24 protein-coding genes and 2 pseudogenes are annotated in these 18922 nt (G+C 60.3%); 11 read left to right on the forward strand and 15 right to left on the reverse strand.

Translation table 11 applies throughout. The features are described from left to right. Nucleotides 1–11 precede the first annotated feature (11 nt). The 3 genes from AB2N04_RS17120 to AB2N04_RS17130 are packed head-to-tail and all read right to left on the reverse strand — an operon-like array spanning nucleotide 12 to nucleotide 2892. The gene (locus AB2N04_RS17120; protein WP_367715801.1) at nucleotides 12–1247 is read right to left on the reverse strand and encodes an MFS transporter; all 1236 of its coding nucleotides are present in this window, start codon (nucleotides 1245–1247) and stop codon (nucleotides 12–14) included. Nucleotides 1248–1249: 2 nt separating this feature from the next. After that, entirely contained in the window at nucleotides 1250–1564 is a 315-nt protein-coding gene (locus AB2N04_RS17125) for an ArsR/SmtB family transcription factor (protein WP_367715803.1), read from the reverse strand. 59 nt (nucleotides 1565–1623) lie between these two features. Continuing rightward, on the reverse strand, nucleotides 1624–2892 hold the full coding sequence (locus AB2N04_RS17130; protein ID WP_367715804.1) for a DNA recombination protein RmuC: 1269 nt from the start codon (nucleotides 2890–2892) through the stop codon (nucleotides 1624–1626). Between the two features lie 98 nt (nucleotides 2893–2990). Here AB2N04_RS17130 and def point away from each other — a divergent pair, with 98 nt between their 5' ends. From def to truA, 4 genes and pseudogenes are all read left to right on the forward strand, one after another. After that, entirely contained in the window at nucleotides 2991–3521 is a 531-nt protein-coding gene (def, locus tag AB2N04_RS17135; protein WP_367715806.1) for a peptide deformylase, read from the forward strand. Between the two features lie 124 nt (nucleotides 3522–3645). Then, nucleotides 3646–4582: pseudogene (fmt, locus tag AB2N04_RS17140) on the forward strand (methionyl-tRNA formyltransferase). Next, complete coding sequence (locus tag AB2N04_RS17145) at nucleotides 4579–5082, forward strand: GNAT family N-acetyltransferase (protein WP_367715808.1); 504 nt, start codon at nucleotides 4579–4581, stop codon at nucleotides 5080–5082. Before fmt ends, AB2N04_RS17145 begins: the two are co-directional and overlap by 4 nt. A gap of 2 nt (nucleotides 5083–5084) precedes the next feature. After that, nucleotides 5085–5828 (forward strand): tRNA pseudouridine(38-40) synthase TruA, encoded by a 744-nt coding sequence (gene truA / locus AB2N04_RS17150; RefSeq protein ID WP_367715810.1) that lies wholly within the window; start codon nucleotides 5085–5087, stop codon nucleotides 5826–5828. Nucleotides 5829–5868: 40 nt separating this feature from the next. On the opposite strand, the gene AB2N04_RS17155 is transcribed toward truA, so the two are convergent. The 4 genes from AB2N04_RS17155 to dapD are packed head-to-tail and all read right to left on the reverse strand — an operon-like array spanning nucleotide 5869 to nucleotide 8945. Further along, the gene (locus AB2N04_RS17155) at nucleotides 5869–6462 is read right to left on the reverse strand and encodes a transporter (RefSeq protein WP_367715812.1); all 594 of its coding nucleotides are present in this window, start codon (nucleotides 6460–6462) and stop codon (nucleotides 5869–5871) included. Nucleotides 6463–6464: 2 nt separating this feature from the next. After that, nucleotides 6465–7652 (reverse strand): succinyl-diaminopimelate desuccinylase, encoded by a 1188-nt coding sequence (gene dapE / locus AB2N04_RS17160; protein WP_367715813.1) that lies wholly within the window; start codon nucleotides 7650–7652, stop codon nucleotides 6465–6467. 47 nt (nucleotides 7653–7699) lie between these two features. Next, nucleotides 7700–8071, reverse strand: coding sequence for a DUF805 domain-containing protein (locus AB2N04_RS17165; protein WP_223019859.1), 372 nt, complete (start codon nucleotides 8069–8071; stop codon nucleotides 7700–7702). Between the two features lie 19 nt (nucleotides 8072–8090). Continuing rightward, complete coding sequence (gene dapD / locus AB2N04_RS17170; RefSeq protein WP_367715815.1) at nucleotides 8091–8945, reverse strand: 2,3,4,5-tetrahydropyridine-2,6-dicarboxylate N-succinyltransferase; 855 nt, start codon at nucleotides 8943–8945, stop codon at nucleotides 8091–8093. A gap of 145 nt (nucleotides 8946–9090) precedes the next feature. Between dapD and AB2N04_RS17175 the strand changes: the two genes are divergently transcribed. From AB2N04_RS17175 to AB2N04_RS17185, 3 genes are all read left to right on the forward strand, one after another. Further along, complete coding sequence (locus AB2N04_RS17175; protein ID WP_367718846.1) at nucleotides 9091–9930, forward strand: LOG family protein; 840 nt, start codon at nucleotides 9091–9093, stop codon at nucleotides 9928–9930. Nucleotides 9931–9991: 61 nt separating this feature from the next. After that, a complete protein-coding gene (locus AB2N04_RS17180; protein ID WP_367715817.1) occupies nucleotides 9992–10396 on the forward strand; it encodes a hypothetical protein in 405 nt (134 codons plus the stop codon). A gap of 57 nt (nucleotides 10397–10453) precedes the next feature. Continuing rightward, nucleotides 10454–11005 carry a copper chaperone PCu(A)C gene (locus tag AB2N04_RS17185; protein WP_367715818.1) on the forward strand — a complete coding sequence of 184 codons (552 nt, stop codon included), beginning with the start codon at nucleotides 10454–10456 and terminating at the stop codon, nucleotides 11003–11005. Nucleotides 11006–11086: 81 nt separating this feature from the next. Here AB2N04_RS17185 and AB2N04_RS17190 read toward each other — a convergent pair. Continuing rightward, nucleotides 11087–11804, reverse strand: a pseudogene (locus AB2N04_RS17190) (pyrimidine 5'-nucleotidase). Between the two features lie 155 nt (nucleotides 11805–11959). Between AB2N04_RS17190 and AB2N04_RS17195 the strand changes: the two are divergent. Beyond that, complete coding sequence (locus tag AB2N04_RS17195; RefSeq protein ID WP_367715819.1) at nucleotides 11960–12862, forward strand: EamA family transporter; 903 nt, start codon at nucleotides 11960–11962, stop codon at nucleotides 12860–12862. Between the two features lie 30 nt (nucleotides 12863–12892). On the opposite strand, the gene AB2N04_RS17200 is transcribed toward AB2N04_RS17195, so the two are convergent. The 4 genes from AB2N04_RS17200 to argB form a co-directional block, all read right to left on the reverse strand. Continuing rightward, entirely contained in the window at nucleotides 12893–13192 is a 300-nt protein-coding gene (locus tag AB2N04_RS17200; protein ID WP_367715821.1) for a hypothetical protein, read from the reverse strand. A gap of 127 nt (nucleotides 13193–13319) precedes the next feature. After that, nucleotides 13320–13727: a helix-turn-helix transcriptional regulator gene (locus tag AB2N04_RS17205; protein WP_367715823.1), complete on the reverse strand. Its 408-nt coding sequence runs from the start codon at nucleotides 13725–13727 to the stop codon at nucleotides 13320–13322. Further along, nucleotides 13717–14049, reverse strand: coding sequence for a hypothetical protein (locus AB2N04_RS17210; RefSeq protein ID WP_367715825.1), 333 nt, complete (start codon nucleotides 14047–14049; stop codon nucleotides 13717–13719). Before AB2N04_RS17210 ends, AB2N04_RS17205 begins: the two co-directional genes overlap by 11 nt. A gap of 165 nt (nucleotides 14050–14214) precedes the next feature. Beyond that, nucleotides 14215–15108, reverse strand: a complete 894-nt coding sequence (gene argB, locus AB2N04_RS17215) for an acetylglutamate kinase (RefSeq protein ID WP_367715826.1) — start codon at nucleotides 15106–15108, stop codon at nucleotides 14215–14217. Nucleotides 15109–15422: 314 nt separating this feature from the next. Here argB and AB2N04_RS17220 point away from each other — a divergent pair, with 314 nt between their 5' ends. Further along, a complete protein-coding gene (locus AB2N04_RS17220; protein ID WP_367715828.1) occupies nucleotides 15423–15977 on the forward strand; it encodes a fasciclin domain-containing protein in 555 nt (184 codons plus the stop codon). A gap of 148 nt (nucleotides 15978–16125) precedes the next feature. Beyond that, nucleotides 16126–16635 (forward strand): peptide-methionine (R)-S-oxide reductase MsrB, encoded by a 510-nt coding sequence (msrB, locus tag AB2N04_RS17225; RefSeq protein ID WP_367715830.1) that lies wholly within the window; start codon nucleotides 16126–16128, stop codon nucleotides 16633–16635. Between the two features lie 11 nt (nucleotides 16636–16646). Here msrB and yihA read toward each other — a convergent pair whose 3' ends face one another. After that, the gene (gene yihA / locus AB2N04_RS17230) at nucleotides 16647–17324 is read right to left on the reverse strand and encodes a ribosome biogenesis GTP-binding protein YihA/YsxC (RefSeq protein ID WP_367715831.1); all 678 of its coding nucleotides are present in this window, start codon (nucleotides 17322–17324) and stop codon (nucleotides 16647–16649) included. 92 nt (nucleotides 17325–17416) lie between these two features. Further along, on the reverse strand, nucleotides 17417–17725 hold the full coding sequence (locus AB2N04_RS17235) for a hypothetical protein (protein WP_367715833.1): 309 nt from the start codon (nucleotides 17723–17725) through the stop codon (nucleotides 17417–17419). On the opposite strand from AB2N04_RS17235, the gene AB2N04_RS17240 reads away from it, so the two are divergent. After that, the gene (locus tag AB2N04_RS17240) at nucleotides 17725–18036 is read left to right on the forward strand and encodes a hypothetical protein (protein ID WP_367715835.1); all 312 of its coding nucleotides are present in this window, start codon (nucleotides 17725–17727) and stop codon (nucleotides 18034–18036) included. The genes AB2N04_RS17235 and AB2N04_RS17240 overlap by 1 nt on opposite strands. A gap of 163 nt (nucleotides 18037–18199) precedes the next feature. Here the strand turns inward: AB2N04_RS17240 and AB2N04_RS17245 are convergent, their stop codons facing one another. Then, nucleotides 18200–18838 carry a CatB-related O-acetyltransferase gene (locus tag AB2N04_RS17245; RefSeq protein ID WP_367715837.1) on the reverse strand — a complete coding sequence of 213 codons (639 nt, stop codon included), beginning with the start codon at nucleotides 18836–18838 and terminating at the stop codon, nucleotides 18200–18202. Nucleotides 18839–18922 lie beyond the last annotated feature (84 nt).

Below are 18922 nucleotides of genomic sequence, written 5' to 3' on the forward strand. Positions count from 1 at the left end.
ATTTTCCCGTTTCACGCGGTTTTCGGAAATTTCGGTCGAGCCATGAATGACGCCGTCCAGAAGGCGCCGACCATGACCAGTGTCGCGGCGAAAGCGAGCATAAGATAGAGATCATATCCGCCGCTTGCCGCCCAGAGAGCGGCGACGCCCAGCGGCGCAATCGCTTCCACCATACGGGATGGCGCGATCAGCGCCCCGTTGATCGCGCCATAGGCCTCACGGCTCAGCATTTCGGGAACGGCAAGCCCGCGCACGATGGTCATCATGCCGTTGGCCGCGCCATAGAACGCGGCAATGATCGCAATTACGAGAAAATGCGGCGGCGCAAAAGCGTAGCCGATGAGCACCAGCGGAAACACGCCGACCATGATCGAACCGATGCGGCGCACGGGCGCTTCCGGAGCGAAACTCCAGATGGCGATACGGCCGGCAACCTGCGCCGGGCCAATGACGGCAACGATGCCGACGACTTCCGATGCGCTCAATCCACGCTCCAGTAGCAGCGGATAAAGATGAAAACTCAGACTGGAAAAAACACCGGCATAAAGCACGAGAAACAGCACCAGCGCCCAGAAGACCGGCTGTCGAAAGGCCCAGGAAACGGCGGCGCGACCGGCGAACTCCGGCTTTCCGTTCTCTCCCGTCGATTCATTCGGTCTGTCCCTGGTCGGGTCGATCACCGCGACATAGAGGCTGGCGCAGACAAGGGCATTGATTGCGCCGAGAACCATCAGCGCGCCACGCCAGTCGAGCATATCGATAAGCCATTGAACCAACGGCACAAACACCGTGCTGGCAAAGCCGCCCCATAGCGTCAGCGCGGTGATCGCGCGCCGCGCCTCCAGTGCGCCAACGCGACGGGCGAGAACGGCGAAGGCCGGTTCATAGAGTGTTGCCGCCTGCAGCGCGCCAAGCAGCGGGACAACCACATAGAACAACGCAATGCTGTCAACCTGCGACCAGAGGAGATAGAGCAGCCCCGCCATGAGCGACGCGCCGCCCATGACCCAGCGCCCCTGCCCCCGGTCGATCGCAGCCCCAACCGGATAGGCAGCAAGTGCAGCCAGAACCAAACCCGCCGTGGCACCGCCGTAAAGAAGCGGCTTTGACCAGCCGAGATCGATGCGCATCGCTTCGGCAATCAGTGGAAAACTGTAGAAGATCGATCCCCAGGAGCAGATCTGGGCAATGCCGAGCGCCGTGATCATGCGCCTGTAACCAGGCTCTGCGGTCAGGGCACGCGCCATCTTCAGTTTTCCTCTGGTAATCCGGGCTGGCTGCTTTCAGTGCAGCATTCGTCGGTGAGATAGCCGATCAGCGCATGCATTGCCGGATAGTGCGCGCGGCAAATCAGTGTGGTCCCCTGCCGCTCGCGCGAAACAAGGCCGGTTTCCAGAAGCTTCTTGCAATGATGCGAAAGGGTGGAGGCAGGCATGGAAAGGCGCTCCTGCAGACCGCCGACAGGCATGCCCTCGCTACCCGCTCGCACGAGCAGGCGGTAGATGCGCAACCGCACCGGGTTGCCGAGCGCTTCAAGCTGGGTCGATGCTGCTTCCAGTTCCATGATGCGGACGCCTAAAGCGTCGCAATCGCGCCGTCAACAATATTTCGAAAATATTCGAATTACTCATCAACCACGCGCAGCCGCAACTGGCCAGATCCCGGTCCGCCCTCATCATTTGGCTTTTTGGGCGCCAGACGGTTGTCACTTCCGTCAGACTTCTCGGCCTCGCCCGCGCCCAGCTCCAGCGCCTCGATCTTCGCCCCGCGCTTGGTGACCTTGTCGGTCGAGGTAAGGATCATGTCGATGTCCTTGTTCGCCTGCATGAAATGGGTCTGCAACTTGCGCACCCGGTCATCGAGCCGGCCCACATCCTCCATCAGGCGCACCACTTCGGCCTGGATCAAGTGCGCCTGCTCGCGCATGCGCGCATCCTTGAGCACAGCCTGAATGACCTGAATCGAGAGCATGAGCAGCGAGGGTGAGACAATGACCACGCGCGCGCGGTGAGCGCGCTGGATAAGGTTCTCGAAATTCTCGTGGATCTCGGCAAAAATCGATTCCGACGGCACGAACATGAAGGCCGTGTCCTGCGTTTCTCCGGTCAGGAGATATTTCTCCGAGATCGCCTTGATGTGCACTTCGATATCGCGGCGAAACGCTGCTTCGGCGGCTTTCCGGGCTTCGGGCGAACCGCCCTCACCTTCGGATGCCGCGCGGATGGCGTTCCATGCCTCGAGCGGGAACTTGGCATCGATCACCAGCGATGGCGCGTCATTGGGCATCTTGACCACACAGTCGGGCCGGCTGCCATTGGAGAGCGTTGCCTGAAACTCATAGGCCGTGTGCGGCAGACCGTCGGCGATGATCGCCTCCATACGCGACTGGCCGAAGGCGCCGCGCGTCTGCTTGTTGGAAAGAATCTGCTGGAGCTGGACCACCTGACCGGCGAGCGACTGGATATTGTTTTGTGCCGTGTCGATGACCGCCAGTCGCTCCTGCAGCTTTGCAAGATTCTCATGGGTCGATTTGGTCTGCTCGGTAATGGAGTGGCCAAGCCGCGAGCTCATGCCGTCAAGCCGGTCCGACAGGGCCTTGGTCAGTTCCGCCTGCCGGCTGCCGAACACTTCGGCGATAGAGCCCATACGGCCCTGAAGCTCGGCCTGTGCCTTGGTCAGTTCGGCCATGCGCGCCTCGGCCTCACGGGCATGCTGGGCAGCCTCGGCTGCCGCCACCGCCCGCGCACGCGCCGCGCGCCACAGCCCGGTGACAAGCGCGATCATCAGCACAAAAAGCAGTAAACCGCCGGCGAGCAGAAGCTGGCCAAGCGTGAACGTGCTGGCACCAAACTGTGCCACCGGGGCTGCGAAAACATCTGAAATCTCGTTCATGGCCCGCACTCTAGACGATTCGTGATGCAACCATAAGACCAAACCGTGAACAAGCGTTCTGTATTGACGTTCTCACAGGCAGGGCTTACCTGAACGCCATGACGATCAAACCGCTAGTTCTTCTTCCCGACCCGATCCTGCGCGAAACCTCCCAACCGGTCGAGCGCTTCGACGATCAGTTACGCAGGTTCGCCGACGACATGCTGGCAACCATGTATGACGCGCCGGGCATCGGCCTTGCCGCCATCCAGGTGGGTGAGCCGCTGCGTATGCTCGTCATCGACGTTTCGGAAAAGGATGAAGAGCCGGCACCCATGGTGGTGATCAATCCCGAAATCGTCGCCAGCACCGATCAGCGCAATGTGCATGAGGAAGGCTGCCTTTCCATACCCGACTACTATGCGGAGGTGGAGCGCCCCGCCGGGGTCACCGTCAATTATCTCGATCTCGCAGGAAAGCAGCAGAGCGTTGAAGCCGACGGGCTGCTCGCCACCTGCCTGCAGCACGAGATAGACCATCTGAATGGCGTTCTGTTCATCGACTATCTGTCAAAGCTCAAGCGCGACATGGTGGTGCGCAAGTTTAAGAAACTTGCCAAGGACCGTCCGCCCGCACGCATGGTCGGCTGATCATCTCCCGCTCCATAAGGCAATTGTGCCAGCAGGGCTTGACCGTAAGCGGATAAATCCGCTTCAAGCACCGCAGGAGCGCGGGTGCGCTCGTTTGATTGACTGAACGCATCGGACACGCGGCATGGCACTTCGTCTCATCTTTATGGGCACTCCGGATTTCTCCGTTGCCACACTTCAGGCGCTGGCGGAGGCCGGGCACGAGATCGTCGCCGTCTATTCACAGCCGCCCCGGCCCTGCCGGGCGACGCGGGCTGGAACTCACCAAATCGCCTGTTCATCAGGCCGCCGAAGCGCTCGGCATTGAGGTGCGGACGCCGAAATCGCTCAAGGGCGTGGATGAGCAGGCCGCGTTTGCCGCGCTAGAAGCCGATGCCGCCATCGTGGTCGCCTATGGGCTTCTTTTGCCCAAACCCATTCTGGAGGGCACGCGGCTTGGCTGTTTCAACGGTCATGCATCGCTGCTGCCGCGCTGGCGGGGGGCTGCGCCCATCCAGCGCGCGATCATGGCCGGCGATAGCGAGACTGGCATGATGGTGATGAAAATGGACGAAGGGCTCGACACCGGGCCCGTGGCCATGACATCCCGCATTGCCATCACGCCGGACATCACCGGCGGCGAACTGCACGATGTGCTGAAAGATGTGGGCGCTTCCCTGATGGTCGAGGCCATGGATGCGCTCGAAAGAGGAACACTGACGCTGACACCGCAGCCCGACGAGGGCGCGAGCTATGCCAAGAAGATCCTGAAAGAGGAAACCCGCGTCGACTGGAACAGCTCTGCCCGCGCGGTTCACGATCACATTCGCGGGCTTTCGCCTTTTCCCGGCGCCTGGTGCGAAATGAGCTTCGGCAGCAAGCCGGAGCGCGTCAAGCTCTTGCGGGCCGAACGCGCCGACGGCAAAGGCGCGCCTGGCGAAGTTCTGGACGAGGTACTGACGATTGCCTGTAGCGATGGCGCGGTGCGACTGACCGAAGTGCAGCGTGCCGGGGGGAGACCGATGCAGGCGGTGGACTTCCTGCGCGGGGCGAAGCTCGGAAAAGGAACCGTGCTTCCATGAACGCAATGAATATTCGGACCGAAACCGTTGCCGACCGCGACGCGGTCCACACCCTCTTGTGCACTGCCTTTGACGGCGATGGCGAAGCAAGGCTTGTTCAGTCGCTTCATGCAGATGGCGACGTGGTTCTTTCACTCGTGGCGGAAACTGAAGGCGTGGTATATGGCCATGTGCTCTTTTCCCGCCTTAATGTCGTGAGCGGCGACACCTATTTTCCCGCGGTGGCGCTCGCGCCGCTCGCCGTCTCCCCTGCCCGCCAAAGGCAGGGGGTTGCTGCGCAACTTGTCGAGGAAGCTCACCAGCGCCTGATCGCCAGCGGCGAAACGCTGTCTGTTGTTCTGGGCGACCCCGCCTATTATGGCCGTTTCGGCTATCGGCATGGGGATGCCGAAAGTTTTGAGAGCGACTATCAGTGCGAGGCGCTTCAGGCTCTGCGCTGGGACGATGTAGCACCGCGCATGGGCAAGCTCGTCTACGCTCCAGCCTTTGGCGGGCTTTGACCATGGCGCGCTTTCGCATCGACATCGAATATGATGGCGGGCCCTATTTTGGCTGGCAGCGGCAGGCCACGCACCATTCCGTGCAGGCGGCGATTGAAAATGCCATTGCCGCCTTTTCCGGTGAAGACGTGACACTGTTCGGCGCCGGGCGCACCGATACCGGCGTGCACGCGCTGGCGCAGGTTGCGCATTTCGATCTGACGCGCGAATGGTCTGCCCGCACCGTACAGAATGCAATCAATGCACGCCTGGCCATGGCCAAGGAAACCGTGGCCGTGATTGAGGCCGCGCAGGTGCCCGATGATTTTGACGCGCGGTTTTCGGCAAAGGCCCGGCACTATCTCTACCGCATTCACAATCGGCGCCCCCCCCTGACCGTTGACCGCGCCCATGCCTGGCATGTGGCAGCACCGCTCGATGCGCAGGCAATGCACGAGGCTGCGCAGCGGCTGGTTGGAACACACGATTTCACAACGTTCCGGGCGGCCCAGTGCCAGGCGAAGAGCCCGGTCAAGACGCTGGACAAGCTGGAAGTGACGCGCAACGGGGAATTTGTGGAGATCCGCGCCTCGGCCCGTTCCTTCCTGCACAATCAGGTACGGTCCTTTGCAGGCACGCTGAAACGGGTGGGCGAAGGCGGCTGGAGCGCAGACGACGTGACAACGGCACTTGAAGCCCGCGATCGCAAGGCCTGTGGCCCGGTCGCCCCGCCGCATGGGCTTTACCTGACGCGCGTTGATTATTGAGCCATCCGTGGCACCGCGGACGAGTCGGTTGCGCCCGCCCCTAACCGGTGCGTGCCAGCCCAAGGACTCCCTCAAAGGTGAAAAGAATGGCCAGTGAAGCGGCAAACATGGCCGCGAAGACCGCCGTCGCCACGGCAGGCCCCTTGCCGATGGCCGCGTTTGTAAGCCGCCATGACAGCACCATCGTGGCAATGAAAATGAGGAACGTGGCAAGATTGGCAAGGTCTGCGGCCTCCGGCAGGAGCAACCGCATGAGCATTGCAGGCAGCATGATCCACGCGAACAGGGCGGACGCCCAGTTGCTTGCCACGACATAGTGCACAAAGCGATCGGCAATGCCGGCCGGGCGCGCCGCGAGAGCAAGGATGGCATAGGGAAAAACCCAGGTTGCCAGATCCGTCAGCATCAACCGCGTGAACAGCGAGAAGCGCGAGGCGAAAATTTCAACGCCAGCGAGTTCGTTCGAGATGGCCACCCACCCCACCACCATGGGCGGGAAGGCGACAAGAATGGCGACGAAAGAGTTCCAGAAACCGTCTGCAGACAGATCCAAAAGGCGAAGACCTTCGGAGCGTCCCATCATCATGCGCCAGACACCGGCAAGATACTGCTGGATCTCGGCGAAAGAGGGCATGGTCAGGCAAACCAGTCTTCAAGAAAGCGCAGATAGATCTGCGTCAGGGTTTCGAGGTCGGACAGGGCCACCCGTTCATCGACCATGTGCATGGTTTGGCCGACGAGACCGAACTCCACCACGGGGCAGTAATCCTTGATGAAACGCGCATCGGATGTGCCGCCGGAGGTGGAGAGCTGTGGACGCGAGCCGACCACAGACTCGACCGAAGCCGACAGGGTCTCGACCAGTTTCTCGTCGCGCGTCAAGAAAACCGGGCTCGGGCGGCCAAGCCAGTCGACGTCGAAATCGACCGGCTGGTCGGCGCCCCTGCGCAGACGGTTTGCCTCTGCCGCGTGGTCGAGGCGATTGTGGATTTCGGCCTGTAGGCTTTCCACACTCCAGGTGTCGTTGAAGCGGATATTGAAAACCGCCGTGGCGCTGGCCGGGATGACATTGGTGGCGGTGTTTCCCACATCCACGGTGGTGACTTCCAGATTGCTCGGCTGAAAATCCGCCGTGCCTTCATCGAAGGGTGTCTCAAGCAGCGCTTCAAGCAATTGCATGAGGCCCGGCACCGGATTGTCTGCCCGGTGCGGATAGGCAACGTGCCCCTGACGGCCATTGACAGTGATGCGGCCGGTAAGCGAACCACGCCGGCCGATCTTGATCATGTCGCCAAGCCGGTCTGGATTGGTGGGCTCGCCGACGATCGAGGCGTCCCACTTTTCGCCGCGCTCCAAGGCCCATTCGAGAAGCTTGACCGTTCCGTTGAGCGCCGGGCCTTCCTCATCTCCGGTGATGAGGAAGGAGACGGAACCTTTCGGCTTGCCATGGGCTTCCACATAGCGGGCGAGCGCGGCGACGAAACAGGCGATGCCGCCCTTCATGTCCACCGCGCCGCGACCATACATCTGGCCATCGGCAATGGCGGCGGCGAAAGGCGGATGTTTCCATGCGCTCTCATCGCCCGGCGGCACGACATCTGTGTGACCGGCAAACATGAGATGCGGGCCCTCGCCTGCAAGCTTGCCATAGAGATTTTCGATGTCGGGCGTGCCCTCTTCGGAAAAGACCGGGCGTTCGACCGTGCATTCGAGCGCCTTCAACATGCCCTGAAGCACGGAAAGCGCCTGCCCTTCCACCGGTGTGACGGAGGGGCAGCGGATGAGTTCGGCGAGATTGGCGGCGGGATCTGTCGGCAGTGTCATGCGCAAGGGATAATCCAACAGGGCGTGCCTGTCACGCGGCAAACCTACTATTGCTTCGGTGCGTTTGTCCGGTCGCCATATTCGTTTGCGCCAGCATCACCCGGATAGAGGCACAGCACGATGAAGGCGAGGATCGAAACCATCGGGATGAAGAGTGAGACGGCGAAAATGCCGGGCTTGCCAAAATCGTGGAGGCGTTTGACGCCCAGAGCCACCGAGGAGAAGACCGAGACGAAGAAAATGCCCCAGAAAAGCAGCGCCCACATGCCGCTGGCGCCGCTGCCTTCCGGCGCCAGGGTGAAACGGTAGAGCGCAAAGGCCTGGAGCACGGCCAGAAGCATGCCCGCCAGGAAAAAGGCAGCGCGGCTTACCCTTCCGGAAAAGCCGAAAAACAGCCAGGCGATCTGTCCCTTGGGCATTGCGCTTCTCCGCAGCTCGTCAGTCGCGCAGGAGTTCGTTGATCGAGGTCTTGGAGCGCGTCTTTTCATCGACGCGCTTGACGATCACGGCGCAGTAGAGGCTGGGGCCCCAGTTTTCTCCCGGTACGTTCTTGCCGGGCATGGTGCCGGCCACGACCACCGAATAGGGTGGAACTTCGCCGTGAAAGATCTCGCCCGTTGCGCGGTCGACGATCTTGGTGGATTTTCCGATATAGACGCCCATGCCAAGGACCGAGCCTTCGCGCACGATGCAGCCTTCGACCACTTCCGAGCGCGCACCGATGAAGCAGTTATCCTCGATGATGGTGGGGCCGGCCTGCATGGGCTCCAGAACACCGCCAATGCCGACACCGCCCGAAAGATGCACGTTTTTGCCGATCTGGGCGCAGGAGCCGACGGTCGCCCAGGTGTCGACCATGGTGCCCTCGCCCACATAGGCGCCGAGATTGACGAAGGAGGGCATCAAGACAACGCCGGGTGCGACATAGGCGGAGTGACGCACAACGGCGTTGGGCACGGCGCGGAAGCCGGCCTTCTCGAACTCGTTGGCGCTCCAGCCATCGAATTTCGAGGCCACCTTGTCCCACCAGACGGCATCGCCCGGCCCGCCCTTGATGACCTGCATGGGATTGAGCCGGAAGGAGAGGAGCACAGCCTTCTTCAGCCACTGGTTCACCTTCCAGGAACCGTCTGCCTGACGCTCGGCGACCCGCGCCTTGCCGCTGTCGAGCAGTTGCAGCGAAGCTTCTACCGCATCGCGGATCTCGCCGCGGGTGTCGGTCGAAACGCCGTCGCGCTCGTCGAATGCCTTTTCGATTGTTGTTTCCAGCGCGGCGACATCGATACTCGTCATGCTTGCGGCTCCATTGAACAAGCTGTTAAGGGCTCAGCGATAGTTTGGGAGAAATGTCCCGGATCGGCGCGGAACGTATGCGAAGCGTCTCTGGGGGTCAATCTCGGGATCGCGCGGGACCGCGCCAAAGGACGGATAAATGACCATGGATTCGAAAGACGAGAACGGCTGGACGCCCCTGCCGCATTCCGACGAGGACCTGCGCCGCTCAAGGCAGGTGCCCGACACGCCGCAGACACGCGCGGAGACCTATCGCCTCGCCTGGGACGACGAAGACTTCATGACCCGGCGCGAACTGCGCCCGGTGCGCCTGCAGCTCGAACTCCTGAAGCCGGAAATGGCGCTTGCCGAACGCGGCATTCGTTCCACCGTGATCCTGTTCGGCGGCGCACGCCTGCCCGAGCCCGGTGGCGAGGCCTGGGCAGCCAAGAATGAGACGCAGAAGAAGAATCTCGAAAAGAACAGCCGCTACTATCAGGAAGCACGCAATTTCGCGCGGCTCTGCTCGGAAGAATCGGCCAAGTCCTACTACCGCGAATATGTGGTGGTGACGGGTGGCGGACCGGGCGTGATGGAAGCGGGCAATCGTGGCGCTGCCGATTGCGGCGCGCCCTCCATAGGCCTCAACATCGTGTTGCCGCACGAGCAGGCGCCAAACCTTTATGTGACGCCGGAGCTCTGCTTCAATTTCCACTACTTTGCCATCCGCAAGATGCATTTCATGATGCGGGCGAAGGCGGTGGCCGTGTTCCCCGGCGGTTTCGGCACCATGGACGAACTGTTTGAAACGCTGACGCTGATCCAGACGGGCCGCATGGAGCGGGTGCCGGTGGTTCTCTTTGGCAAGGCGTTCTGGGAAGGTGCGATCGACCTTGGCTTTCTGGCCGAGCAGGGCACGATTTCTCCCGGCGACGACGAACTGATCACCTTTGTCGACACGGCAGAGGAAGCCTGGGCCAAGATCGCCGAATTCTACGAGCTCTGAGCCCCGATGCCGCAGCCGGTGAGACTGGCGGCCGGCCCCGCATTCGGCTAGGCATTTGTGGATGACGCCATGCCTGGGCAACACAAGCTGGTTTGAAAACCTGCGCCACGAAGCAAAGCTTTTCGCGGCGGTGGGATTTTTTTCCCTGCTGATGGGGCTGTTGCAGCCGCTGGCCCTGGCCGCGGCGGCTCCGGCCTCCCATGGTTTCGTTATCTGCACAACGTATGGAATCGGCACGGCATCCGATGAGGGCGGGAAGCATTCCCGCATGGCACAATGTCCGCTGTGCCTGAGTGGCCACGCCTGCGGCTTCCAGTTTTCATCCGCCACGCCAAACCTTCCAGCGCTGGTTTTGCCCTCCTGGCTGGGGGACGGCACTGTTGTGCCCGGCTGGCACGTTGGCGTTCGCATCAATCCCGCCTGCAACACGGCACACGCCATTCGCGCGCCCCCTGCCCCTGCCTGATCTTTTCAAGTCCGGATCTTCCGGCAAATTCAAAGCTCAGACATGAAAGGCGCAACCATGCGTTCAAACATTTTTCTCGCGGCAACAGCCGCACTTCCACTGCTCGTAACGGGCGCTGCGGCCCACGGCACGGATGACCATAACCATTCTTCCAAGGAGGAGAGTGCCGAAACGGCCACCGATAAACACGCCCACCATGCGGTCGAAATCGGTGATCTGAAAATCGCTCATGCCCGGGTGCGGGCGATGCTGCCCGGCCAGCCTGCCGGCGGCGGATACATGGTGATCGAGAACACCGGTTCAGATGATGACACACTGGTGTCGCTGGCCTCACCGCGCGCCGGCAAGGTGGAAATCCACACCATGGAAATGAACAATGATGTCATGGTCATGCGCCCGGTAAAGGGTGGGCTGGCGATCCCTGCGGGCGAAACAGTGACACTGGAACCCGGCGGCTTGCACGTGATGTTCATGCAGGTGGAAAAGGGTTTTCGGGAAGGTGAGACAATACCCCTGACGCTTGAATTCGAAAACGCCGGCAAGGTGGATCTGGAGCTGTTGGCGGGTCCCGCGCGTGGCGGCGCCTCGGATTCAGGCCACGACCATTGATCAGCTCAACCCCATAGCGACGAAGATGGATCGGCGGGCGTCGCAACCACACGCACGCCGGCCTTCCCGCCGGGAGGCAGTTCAATCGCCGGTGATCGCCCTCAGGAATCCAGTCAGATCGTCTGTGACGAAATCGACATCGTCCTCTTCGTTCGCATCCTGCTCCCAGATCTCGGTGAAGGTCGGCTCGAAATTGTTGGGCACGACCAGAACCGTGGTCATTCCGAGTTTCTTGGGGGCCGCGAGATTGCGCGCCAGATCCTCGAACATGACGGCGTTTTCGCCCGCAACCTTGTGTAGCGCGACAAACTTGTCATAGGTGGCTGCTGCCGGCTTCGGGAGAAGATCGGCAGCGACGATGTCGAAGATATCGTCGAAATGGTCCAGTACACCGAGCTGGCGGGGCCGTTCGCTCGGCATGACCCCGATCACCATTGGTGAAGATGAATTTGCGACCCGGCAACGCCTTGATCGCCTCGCCGAGTGCCGGATCCGGATCGAGCCAGGAATAGTCGATGTCGTGAACTTTCTCGAGGAAGTCGTCCGGATCGATGTCGTAGCGCTTCATCAGCCCGTTCAGCGTGGTTCCGTATTTCAGATAGAGCTGTTTCTGGAGCGTTCTCGCTTCCTCATACTCCATCTGCAGAAGGTCTTTCATATACGCCGTCATCTTCACATCAATCTGCGAAAACAGATTGCTGTGGTGCGGATAAAGCGTGTTGTCGAGATCGAACACCCAGTCGGTGATATGAGAAAAGCGATCTGCGGAGACACGATCGGCGGGGAACTGGTTTGTCATCGTAGCCTTATGACATCAACGCACACCGTGGGACAATCTCCTCAGACCGTTTATGCAATGCATTTACGCCGAGCTACACGGTGGCCCAGTTTGGTATACCGATTCTTCGCTCGTGCGCCTTGCCCAGATCCGGTTCGGCCGGCAAAAGACAGGGGATGGAACTCTGGATCCCGATCACCATAGCAGCAGCCTTTCTGCAGAATCTGCGTTCCGTGGGCCAAAAGCATCTGAAGGGCGTCATGGGCACGACCGGGGCGACGTTCGTGCGCTTCGGCTTCGGCATGCCGTTCGTGCTCATACTGTGGCTCGCACTTCACTTTACTGCCGGCTATGAATTCCCCAAACTTCACGGGACGTTTCTTGCCTGGACGCTGCTCGGGGGGCTTGGGCAGATTTCCGCGCAGTTCCTCCTTATCTATCTCTTTTCCTTCCGCAATTTTGCGGTCGGCACCGCCTATTCGCGCACCGAGCCGGCACAGGCGGCGATCTTCGGGCTCGTGCTTTTGGGAGAAGTCGCCGGCTTCGGTGCCCTGATCGCCATCGCTGTCACGGTGATCGGCGTGATGCTGATCTCGGTCGCACGTGTGCCGATGAGCTGGAGCAATCTCTTCGGTTCGCTCATCAGCCGCACGGCACTGATCGGCCTTGCCTCCGGCACTTTGTTTGGGATCACGGCCGTGGCCTATCGCGCGGCCTCACTCTCTCTGGGCGGCCCGAACTATCTGATGCAGGCGACCACAACGCTGGCCGTGACCATCACCTTTCAGACCGCGATCATGCTCATCTGGATGCTCTGGCGCGACCGCGCGGAGGTCGGCAGGATTGCGAAGGCATGGAAGCCTTCGCTGTTTGTCGGTTTTGTTGGCGCCGCCGCTTCGCTCGGCTGGTTCAGCGCCATGACGCTGCAACAGGCTGCGGTGGTGAAGGCGCTGGCACAGATCGAGATGATCTTTACCTTCGCCTCCTCGGTTTTCTTTTTCCGAGAGCACATCAACCGCACCGAAGTGGCCGGTTGCCTTCTGATCGTCGCGGGGATTGTTTTGCTGGTGCTTTTGTAAACCGGCTCGTCGAAGACCGGTCTCCTCGCGTCAGTTTGCAAAGCCGTGAACGGCAAGCAACAGGAATGACAAGGATAGCAGAAGCAGACCAACCCGCTGACAGCGGCGTTCGAAAACCATCTCCTTGAGCGCCCTGTCAAGCAGTTGCTTCATCTGCTTTTGAAATGCATTGGGCTTTGTGCTTGATGCCTGGAGTCTTTGCAGCTGCAACATCGTTGTCCGTGAATCGGTCGTTACGACGGACGGAAGAACCAGAACGGCGGAACCGATGAGCCCCAGAATGCCTGACAGAACCGGAGCGAACTGCCCCGCCACGAGATACCAGATCATGCCCCTCCCCGTATCTAACGGCCATCAGGCAAACGCAAACCGCGGCCTTCTCTGCGAGTTCTGTCCGGAGAAGTCTTGCGGCGGATGATCGCTTTTTACGCGCAAGACCTTCACGCTGGATACGGGCCTAACCACTCTTCAGCGTGCTTTCCGGCTCCAACAGAAAATCTTCGTCGGTAAAAAAATCCGCATCATCGAAAGCCTCGGCCAATGCGCTGGCTGCCTGCTCCAGCTCGGTTCCGAGTTGAGGCCAACGGTCACGCCCGGCATGAAACTCCAGTCGGCCACCACAAGCGGCCGCAAATGCGCAGGCGAAATCGATCGAAGGTGCGTGATCCAAAAGACCGCTCTCCACCTGGGAAATCCGGGCCTGGGAAACCCCAAGTATCTTTCCTAGCTGCTTCTGGGTCAGGCGGGCCTCCTGGCGCAGACCAGCCAACGTGTCTGCCATTCGTCGGGCGCCCTCGACGCGTGCGAACGCAAGTTTCAGATGCGGCTTTTTGCTTGCCGCTCTGGCGAAGGAATCAAAACTCATGGTTCCACCTTTCCAACCTCCCGACGCGCACCCGCTCACGAGCGGTGTTGAGCATCGTCTGGAGAGTATCCGGGTTTGCGCGGCGGCTGATGACCTCAGACACGATGAGATAGACTTCCCGCGTATCGCCTCTGCCGTCTCCTGAAAATCCAGCGATCATATGGAATTGCCTGTCCTTGAAGAGCCAGAAACCGGTTTCCAGTTTGCGCCAATTGTTGCGCCTAAGCTGGTTGTAAAACCCGTAGTCCGAGATGAGCTTCAATTCGTGTAAACCGCTGATAACGCCGTCCAGTTCACCGGCAGTCGCGGTTTTCTCATCCATCAGGCGGCAAAACTCCTGTTCAGAATCGAAGCCATCGCCTCGATACACCCAGATCGCCACTATCGGCCCCCTCAATATAAGGCATAGCTTTTATTTTTTCCAGTCCAAGGCGGATATGATAGTGGCGACGCGCCGAATTGAGCAACCCTGGATTGAGTAAAACTGTCAGGGAACGATCAGGGTTCCCGCGCCGTGCTCGGTGAACAGTTCCAGAAGAACCGAGTGCGCGGTCTTGCCGTTGAGGATGACGACGCCTTCCACACCACGTTCGATCGCCTCGATGCAGGTCTCCACCTTGGGGATCATGCCGCCGGAAATCGTGCCATCCTTGATGAGGGCGCGGGCTTCGGCGACCGTCAGCTCATCGATCAGCTTCTTGTTCCGGTCGAGCACACCCGGCACATCGGTGAGGAAAAGAAGGCGTGTGGCGCGCACGGCTCCGGCAATCGCTCCGGCAAAGGTGTCGGCATTGATGTTGTAGGTGTGGCCGTCGCGGCCGGGCGCCACCGGCGCAATGACGGGGATCATCTCCGAGTGGGCCAGCAGATCGAGCAGTGTGCGGTCGACCTCAACCGGCTCGCCGACGAAGCCGAGATCGAGCACGCGTTCGATGCTGGAATCGGGATCGACCACGGTCTTGTGTGCCTTTTGGGCGAAGACCATGTTGCCATCCTTGCCACAAAGGCCAATCGCCCACTCGCCTTCGGCATTGATGAGCGCCACGATTTCCTTGTTGATGGAGCCGGCCAGCACCATCTCGACAATCTCGACGGTCTTTTCGTCGGTGACACGCAGGCCGCCCTCGAATTTCGATTCGATGCCCATCTTCTTGAGCATGGCAGCGATCTGCGGACCGCCGCCATGAACAACGATGGGGCTCACGCCGGACTGTTTGAGGAGCGCTATATCGCGGGCGAATGCCTGGCCGAGCGCCGCGTCGCCCATGGCGTGGCCGCCATATTTCACGACGATGGTCTTGTTTTCATAACGCTGCATGTAAGGCAGTGCCGCCGAAAGAAAGCGGGCCTGGGCTTCAGCAGTTTCCGTCATGTCGCTCATCGTGTTGTTCCCCAAAGTCAAAACGGCCGTTTCTTAAAGCATTTTTCGCGGCAAGTGAAACGATCTTGCGAGGCCGCCGGCAAAAAGCTGCGGTTGCGGATGGTGGTGGCAGTTATGCACGAGCCGGTTGGGTGCTTCATCGGCCTCACTGGCCATCCTGAAGGTGCCCCCGGTTCTTGCAGTATCTGAAAACGCATTTCGAAAAAAATTGCGCGTTTCTGATCCGATTGGAGCCCGCGCCCGTAACTCCTCATGTTCTCTCAGACGCACCTGCCATCAAGGCGGTCCTGACAAACGAACCCGAGGAGTTAAACATGCGTAAGTTCACAGCCCCCCTGATCGCCGGCTCATTTGCTCTTGCCGTCACCGGAGCGGCCCTTGCCGAAAATCCGATGGTTGGCAGCGCGGCCATGTATGCCGACAAGAACATCGTCGAAAACGCGCTCAACTCGAAGGACCACACCACGCTGGTCGCTGCTGTGAAAGCGGCAGGGCTTGTTGAAACGCTTTCCGGCGAAGGTCCCTTCACCGTGTTCGCGCCCACAAATGCGGCCTTTGAGAAGCTGCCTGAAGGCACCGTCGACACGCTTTTGAAGCCCGAGAACAAGGAAACCCTTACCACGGTACTGACCTGCCATGTTGTGGCGGCAGACGCGATGTCCGATGCCATTGGCAAGATGATTGCCGATGATGGCGGAACTCATGCGCTGGAGACCGTGGGCGGTTGCACGCTGGATGCGAAAATGGACGGCGACAACATCACGCTGACAGACGAGAACGGCAATGTGGCAACAGTGACCATTGCCGATGTGGACCAGTCGAACGGCGTGATCCACGCTATCGACACCGTGCTTCTGCCCAAGAGCTAACAGGTTCCGGTGGGGCTCCCGGAACCGCGGGGGGCGGCGCATCGCCGCCCCCTGCACCTCACAGTGACTTGACTTTGTAGTGAAGGATCTTCCGACATATGGTTCGCCGGATAAAGCAGGCGCACCGACAGCGCAGAGGAGCTATTCAATGATACGCCGCAATTTCCTGTTTGGCTCGGCCGGCGCCCTTGCGGCATTGACCGGAAGTGCTTTCATTCTCGGCAACCGTCGCGCAGGCAGCGCGATGGCTGACAGCTTCGAGATTACAAAAACCGATGAGGAATGGCGCTCCATCCTGACCGAAGAGCAATTCGCGGTATTGCGAGAGGAAGCGACTGAACGCGCATTCACCAGCCCGCTCAACAATGAGAAGCGCGAGGGCCTTTTCCACTGTGCCGGCTGCGATCTGCCTCTTTATTCATCCGAGGTGAAATATGATTCGGGAACCGGTTGGCCGAGCTTTTGGGAGGCCCTTCCGAATGCCATCGGTACCAAGCCCGACAATTCACTGTTCATGACGCGCACCGAGTGCCATTGCCGGCGCTGCGGCGGTCATCTGGGTCATATCTTCGACGACGGCCCGCCGCCGACCGGAAAGCGCCACTGCATCAATGGCGTTGCCATGACCTTCAGGCCCGGACCAACCATGCCGAGCTGAAACGCCGGAACTCACCCCCCTGTGACGGCGCGAGCGATTGCATCGCGCAGATCGTCCATGCCATGCCCTTTCTCCGATGAGGTTGCGACAATCTGAGGAAAGGCGGCGGCACGCTTCTTAAGCTGAGCCTCGGTGGTGGCGAGCAGCTTTGCCACTGCCGGCGGCTTGATCTTGTCGATCTTGGTGAGGACCACCTGATAAGAAACCGCAGCCTTGTCGAGCAGGTCCATTACCTCCTCGTCGTTTGTCTTGATGCCGTGGCGCGAATCGATCAGCAGGAAGACACGCTTCAGCGTGACGCGTCCACGAAGATAATCGAACACCATTTCGGTCCACGCGTCGACCTGCGCCTTGGGGGCCTTGGCAAAACCGTAGCCGGGCATGTCGATGATGGCCATGGGCGGCAGATCACCATCGGCGCCGGAGTAGCCGTCGGGAACGAAGAAGTTCAGCTCCTGCGTGCGGCCCGGAGTGTTGGACGTGCGGGCCAGTCCACGCTGCGCAATCAGCGCGTTGATCAATGAGGATTTCCCCACATTCGACCGCCCTGCAAACGCCACCTCGGGCGGCCCCTCGGGCGGCAGGAATTTCATGGCAGGAGCGCCCCGCAGGAACACCCACGGTCGCAGGAAAATTCCGCGATCTATCTGCGCTCTTCCGGCGGCTGCGCCATCCCGTGTTGCGTTCACGCCATCATCTCCATTGGTGTACAGATGACGGCATCAAGACTGATACGGCATTTGTCAACCGGAGACTTGCCGAAAGAGCGTCTAGAGAAGGCTCAGGCGGTGCCCAGCATCGACATTTTGCCGAGATCCGGGCGGCGTGGGCCGCGATGTGTGTCTCGCAGTGCCTGTCCTAGATAATCCAGATCCGATGCTTCCTGGGGACGCCAGCCGCAGGGGCAGAACTCCGGTTCCTGATGCGCTGCGGCCGTCTCCCGATAAATGAATCCGATGGCGCGCACCGCTTCGCGCATCACGATCATGGGAGGGAGGCCAGTGCGACGCATCACCTCGCTCATTTCTTTCATGATCTGAAGTTTCAGATACGCTTCCGCCTCTTCCCGGCGACGTTCGAACCCGTCCATTGGTAACGGCCTATCCTTCCTTCTGGGTGCAGGGGCCTGCGTGCAAAGGCATCTGCGATCTGCATGCCAGCCGCCAGCGTGTGCAGATCGCCACAAGCCTGGTCGAACTCACGCATTGTTTCGAAAAGTACTTCGCGATCCCGACAGTGCGCATCGAACAGGGCCACGAATATCGTGTTGGTGCTGTCATGCGGATCGGGCGCGTCATTGGCACGGGCAAGACTTTCAGCGGCGGCGCGCTTTGCCGCCTGGACCTTGGAACGCAAACGCTCGACACGCAAAAGCTTGCCACGGTACCACGACAGCTCTGACGCATCACGGGCATGGTGGGACGCGAAGTCTTCAATAGGGCTCAAATGCATCATGGCACTTACCTCCCGGCTGCCGGCCACCTTTCGAAACAAGGTGGCCAGAGGCACAGACACAATACTTTACCAAAAAAGTCAAGTTTAATGCCGAAACTGCCGATGGGGTTCAGCAGGCTGTCCTGAGCGCCTGAAGATCTGCCCCGCGAATGGCTTCAAGGTTGCGGCTGATTTTCTCTACGGGCCAGTTCCACCAGGCAATCCCGAGTAGCGTTTCGACGACCTCCGGGTCAAAGCGTACGCGCAGGACGCGCGCCGGATTGCCGACCGCGACGGCGTAGGGCGGGATGTCTGAAGCCACGACAGCGCGCGATCCTATGACCGCCCCGTCACCGATGGTGACGCCGGGCATCACCTGCGCCTCGCGGCCGATCCAGACGTCATTACCGACCATGGTGTCGCCCCGGCCATGCTCGAGATAAGTTTTCGCATCGAACCCGTTTTCCCAGCCATTTCCAAAAATATTGAATGGGAAGGTGGAGAAGCCCGACATTGTGTGATTTGCACCATTCATGACGAAGGTTGCCCCTTCGGCAATGGCGGCGAAATTTCCGATCAGAAGCCGGTCGCCGAGAAAATCAAAGTGATAAAGAACATTGTTGTCCTCGAAACGTTCGGCACCGTTGGGATCGTCATAATAGGAGAAATCGCCAACCTCGATGTTCGAACGGGTGACGACGTTCTTGAGAAAAACGGTGCGGGGAAAGCCAGCCATGGGGTATGGCGTGGCGGGATCGGGCCCGTGCATGAGGACCTCCTTGATCAGAATAAGGGAACATTCCACCGCCTCCGAAATGCGGAAACGGACCGGACCTGAAGTCACGGCGGCGGT

The organism is Nitratireductor sp. GISD-1A_MAKvit, assembly GCF_040819555.1.
Lineage (GTDB): Bacteria > Pseudomonadota > Alphaproteobacteria > Rhizobiales > Rhizobiaceae > Nitratireductor.

What these genes read in the sequence shown, in the direction of transcription:
- AB2N04_RS17120 (WP_367715801.1), bottom strand. Translation starts at nt 1,247, where the DNA reads ATGGCGCGTGCCCTGACCGCAGAGCCTGGTTACAGGCGCATGATCACG.
- AB2N04_RS17125 (WP_367715803.1), bottom strand. Translation starts at nt 1,564, where the DNA reads ATGGAACTGGAAGCAGCATCGACCCAGCTTGAAGCGCTCGGCAACCCG.
- AB2N04_RS17130 (WP_367715804.1), bottom strand. Translation starts at nt 2,892, where the DNA reads ATGAACGAGATTTCAGATGTTTTCGCAGCCCCGGTGGCACAGTTTGGT.
- def (WP_367715806.1), top strand. Translation starts at nt 2,991, where the DNA reads ATGACGATCAAACCGCTAGTTCTTCTTCCCGACCCGATCCTGCGCGAA.
- AB2N04_RS17145 (WP_367715808.1), top strand. Translation starts at nt 4,579, where the DNA reads ATGAACGCAATGAATATTCGGACCGAAACCGTTGCCGACCGCGACGCG.
- truA (WP_367715810.1), top strand. Translation starts at nt 5,085, where the DNA reads ATGGCGCGCTTTCGCATCGACATCGAATATGATGGCGGGCCCTATTTT.
- AB2N04_RS17155 (WP_367715812.1), bottom strand. Translation starts at nt 6,462, where the DNA reads ATGCCCTCTTTCGCCGAGATCCAGCAGTATCTTGCCGGTGTCTGGCGC.
- dapE (WP_367715813.1), bottom strand. Translation starts at nt 7,652, where the DNA reads ATGACACTGCCGACAGATCCCGCCGCCAATCTCGCCGAACTCATCCGC.
- AB2N04_RS17165 (WP_223019859.1), bottom strand. Translation starts at nt 8,071, where the DNA reads ATGCCCAAGGGACAGATCGCCTGGCTGTTTTTCGGCTTTTCCGGAAGG.
- dapD (WP_367715815.1), bottom strand. Translation starts at nt 8,945, where the DNA reads ATGACGAGTATCGATGTCGCCGCGCTGGAAACAACAATCGAAAAGGCA.
- AB2N04_RS17175 (WP_367718846.1), top strand. Translation starts at nt 9,091, where the DNA reads ATGGATTCGAAAGACGAGAACGGCTGGACGCCCCTGCCGCATTCCGAC.
- AB2N04_RS17180 (WP_367715817.1), top strand. Translation starts at nt 9,992, where the DNA reads ATGACGCCATGCCTGGGCAACACAAGCTGGTTTGAAAACCTGCGCCAC.
- AB2N04_RS17185 (WP_367715818.1), top strand. Translation starts at nt 10,454, where the DNA reads ATGCGTTCAAACATTTTTCTCGCGGCAACAGCCGCACTTCCACTGCTC.
- AB2N04_RS17195 (WP_367715819.1), top strand. Translation starts at nt 11,960, where the DNA reads ATGGAACTCTGGATCCCGATCACCATAGCAGCAGCCTTTCTGCAGAAT.
- AB2N04_RS17200 (WP_367715821.1), bottom strand. Translation starts at nt 13,192, where the DNA reads ATGATCTGGTATCTCGTGGCGGGGCAGTTCGCTCCGGTTCTGTCAGGC.
- AB2N04_RS17205 (WP_367715823.1), bottom strand. Translation starts at nt 13,727, where the DNA reads ATGAGTTTTGATTCCTTCGCCAGAGCGGCAAGCAAAAAGCCGCATCTG.
- AB2N04_RS17210 (WP_367715825.1), bottom strand. Translation starts at nt 14,049, where the DNA reads ATGGATGAGAAAACCGCGACTGCCGGTGAACTGGACGGCGTTATCAGC.
- argB (WP_367715826.1), bottom strand. Translation starts at nt 15,108, where the DNA reads ATGAGCGACATGACGGAAACTGCTGAAGCCCAGGCCCGCTTTCTTTCG.
- AB2N04_RS17220 (WP_367715828.1), top strand. Translation starts at nt 15,423, where the DNA reads ATGCGTAAGTTCACAGCCCCCCTGATCGCCGGCTCATTTGCTCTTGCC.
- msrB (WP_367715830.1), top strand. Translation starts at nt 16,126, where the DNA reads ATGATACGCCGCAATTTCCTGTTTGGCTCGGCCGGCGCCCTTGCGGCA.
- AB2N04_RS17235 (WP_367715833.1), bottom strand. Translation starts at nt 17,725, where the DNA reads ATGGACGGGTTCGAACGTCGCCGGGAAGAGGCGGAAGCGTATCTGAAA.
- AB2N04_RS17245 (WP_367715837.1), bottom strand. Translation starts at nt 18,838, where the DNA reads ATGCACGGGCCCGATCCCGCCACGCCATACCCCATGGCTGGCTTTCCC.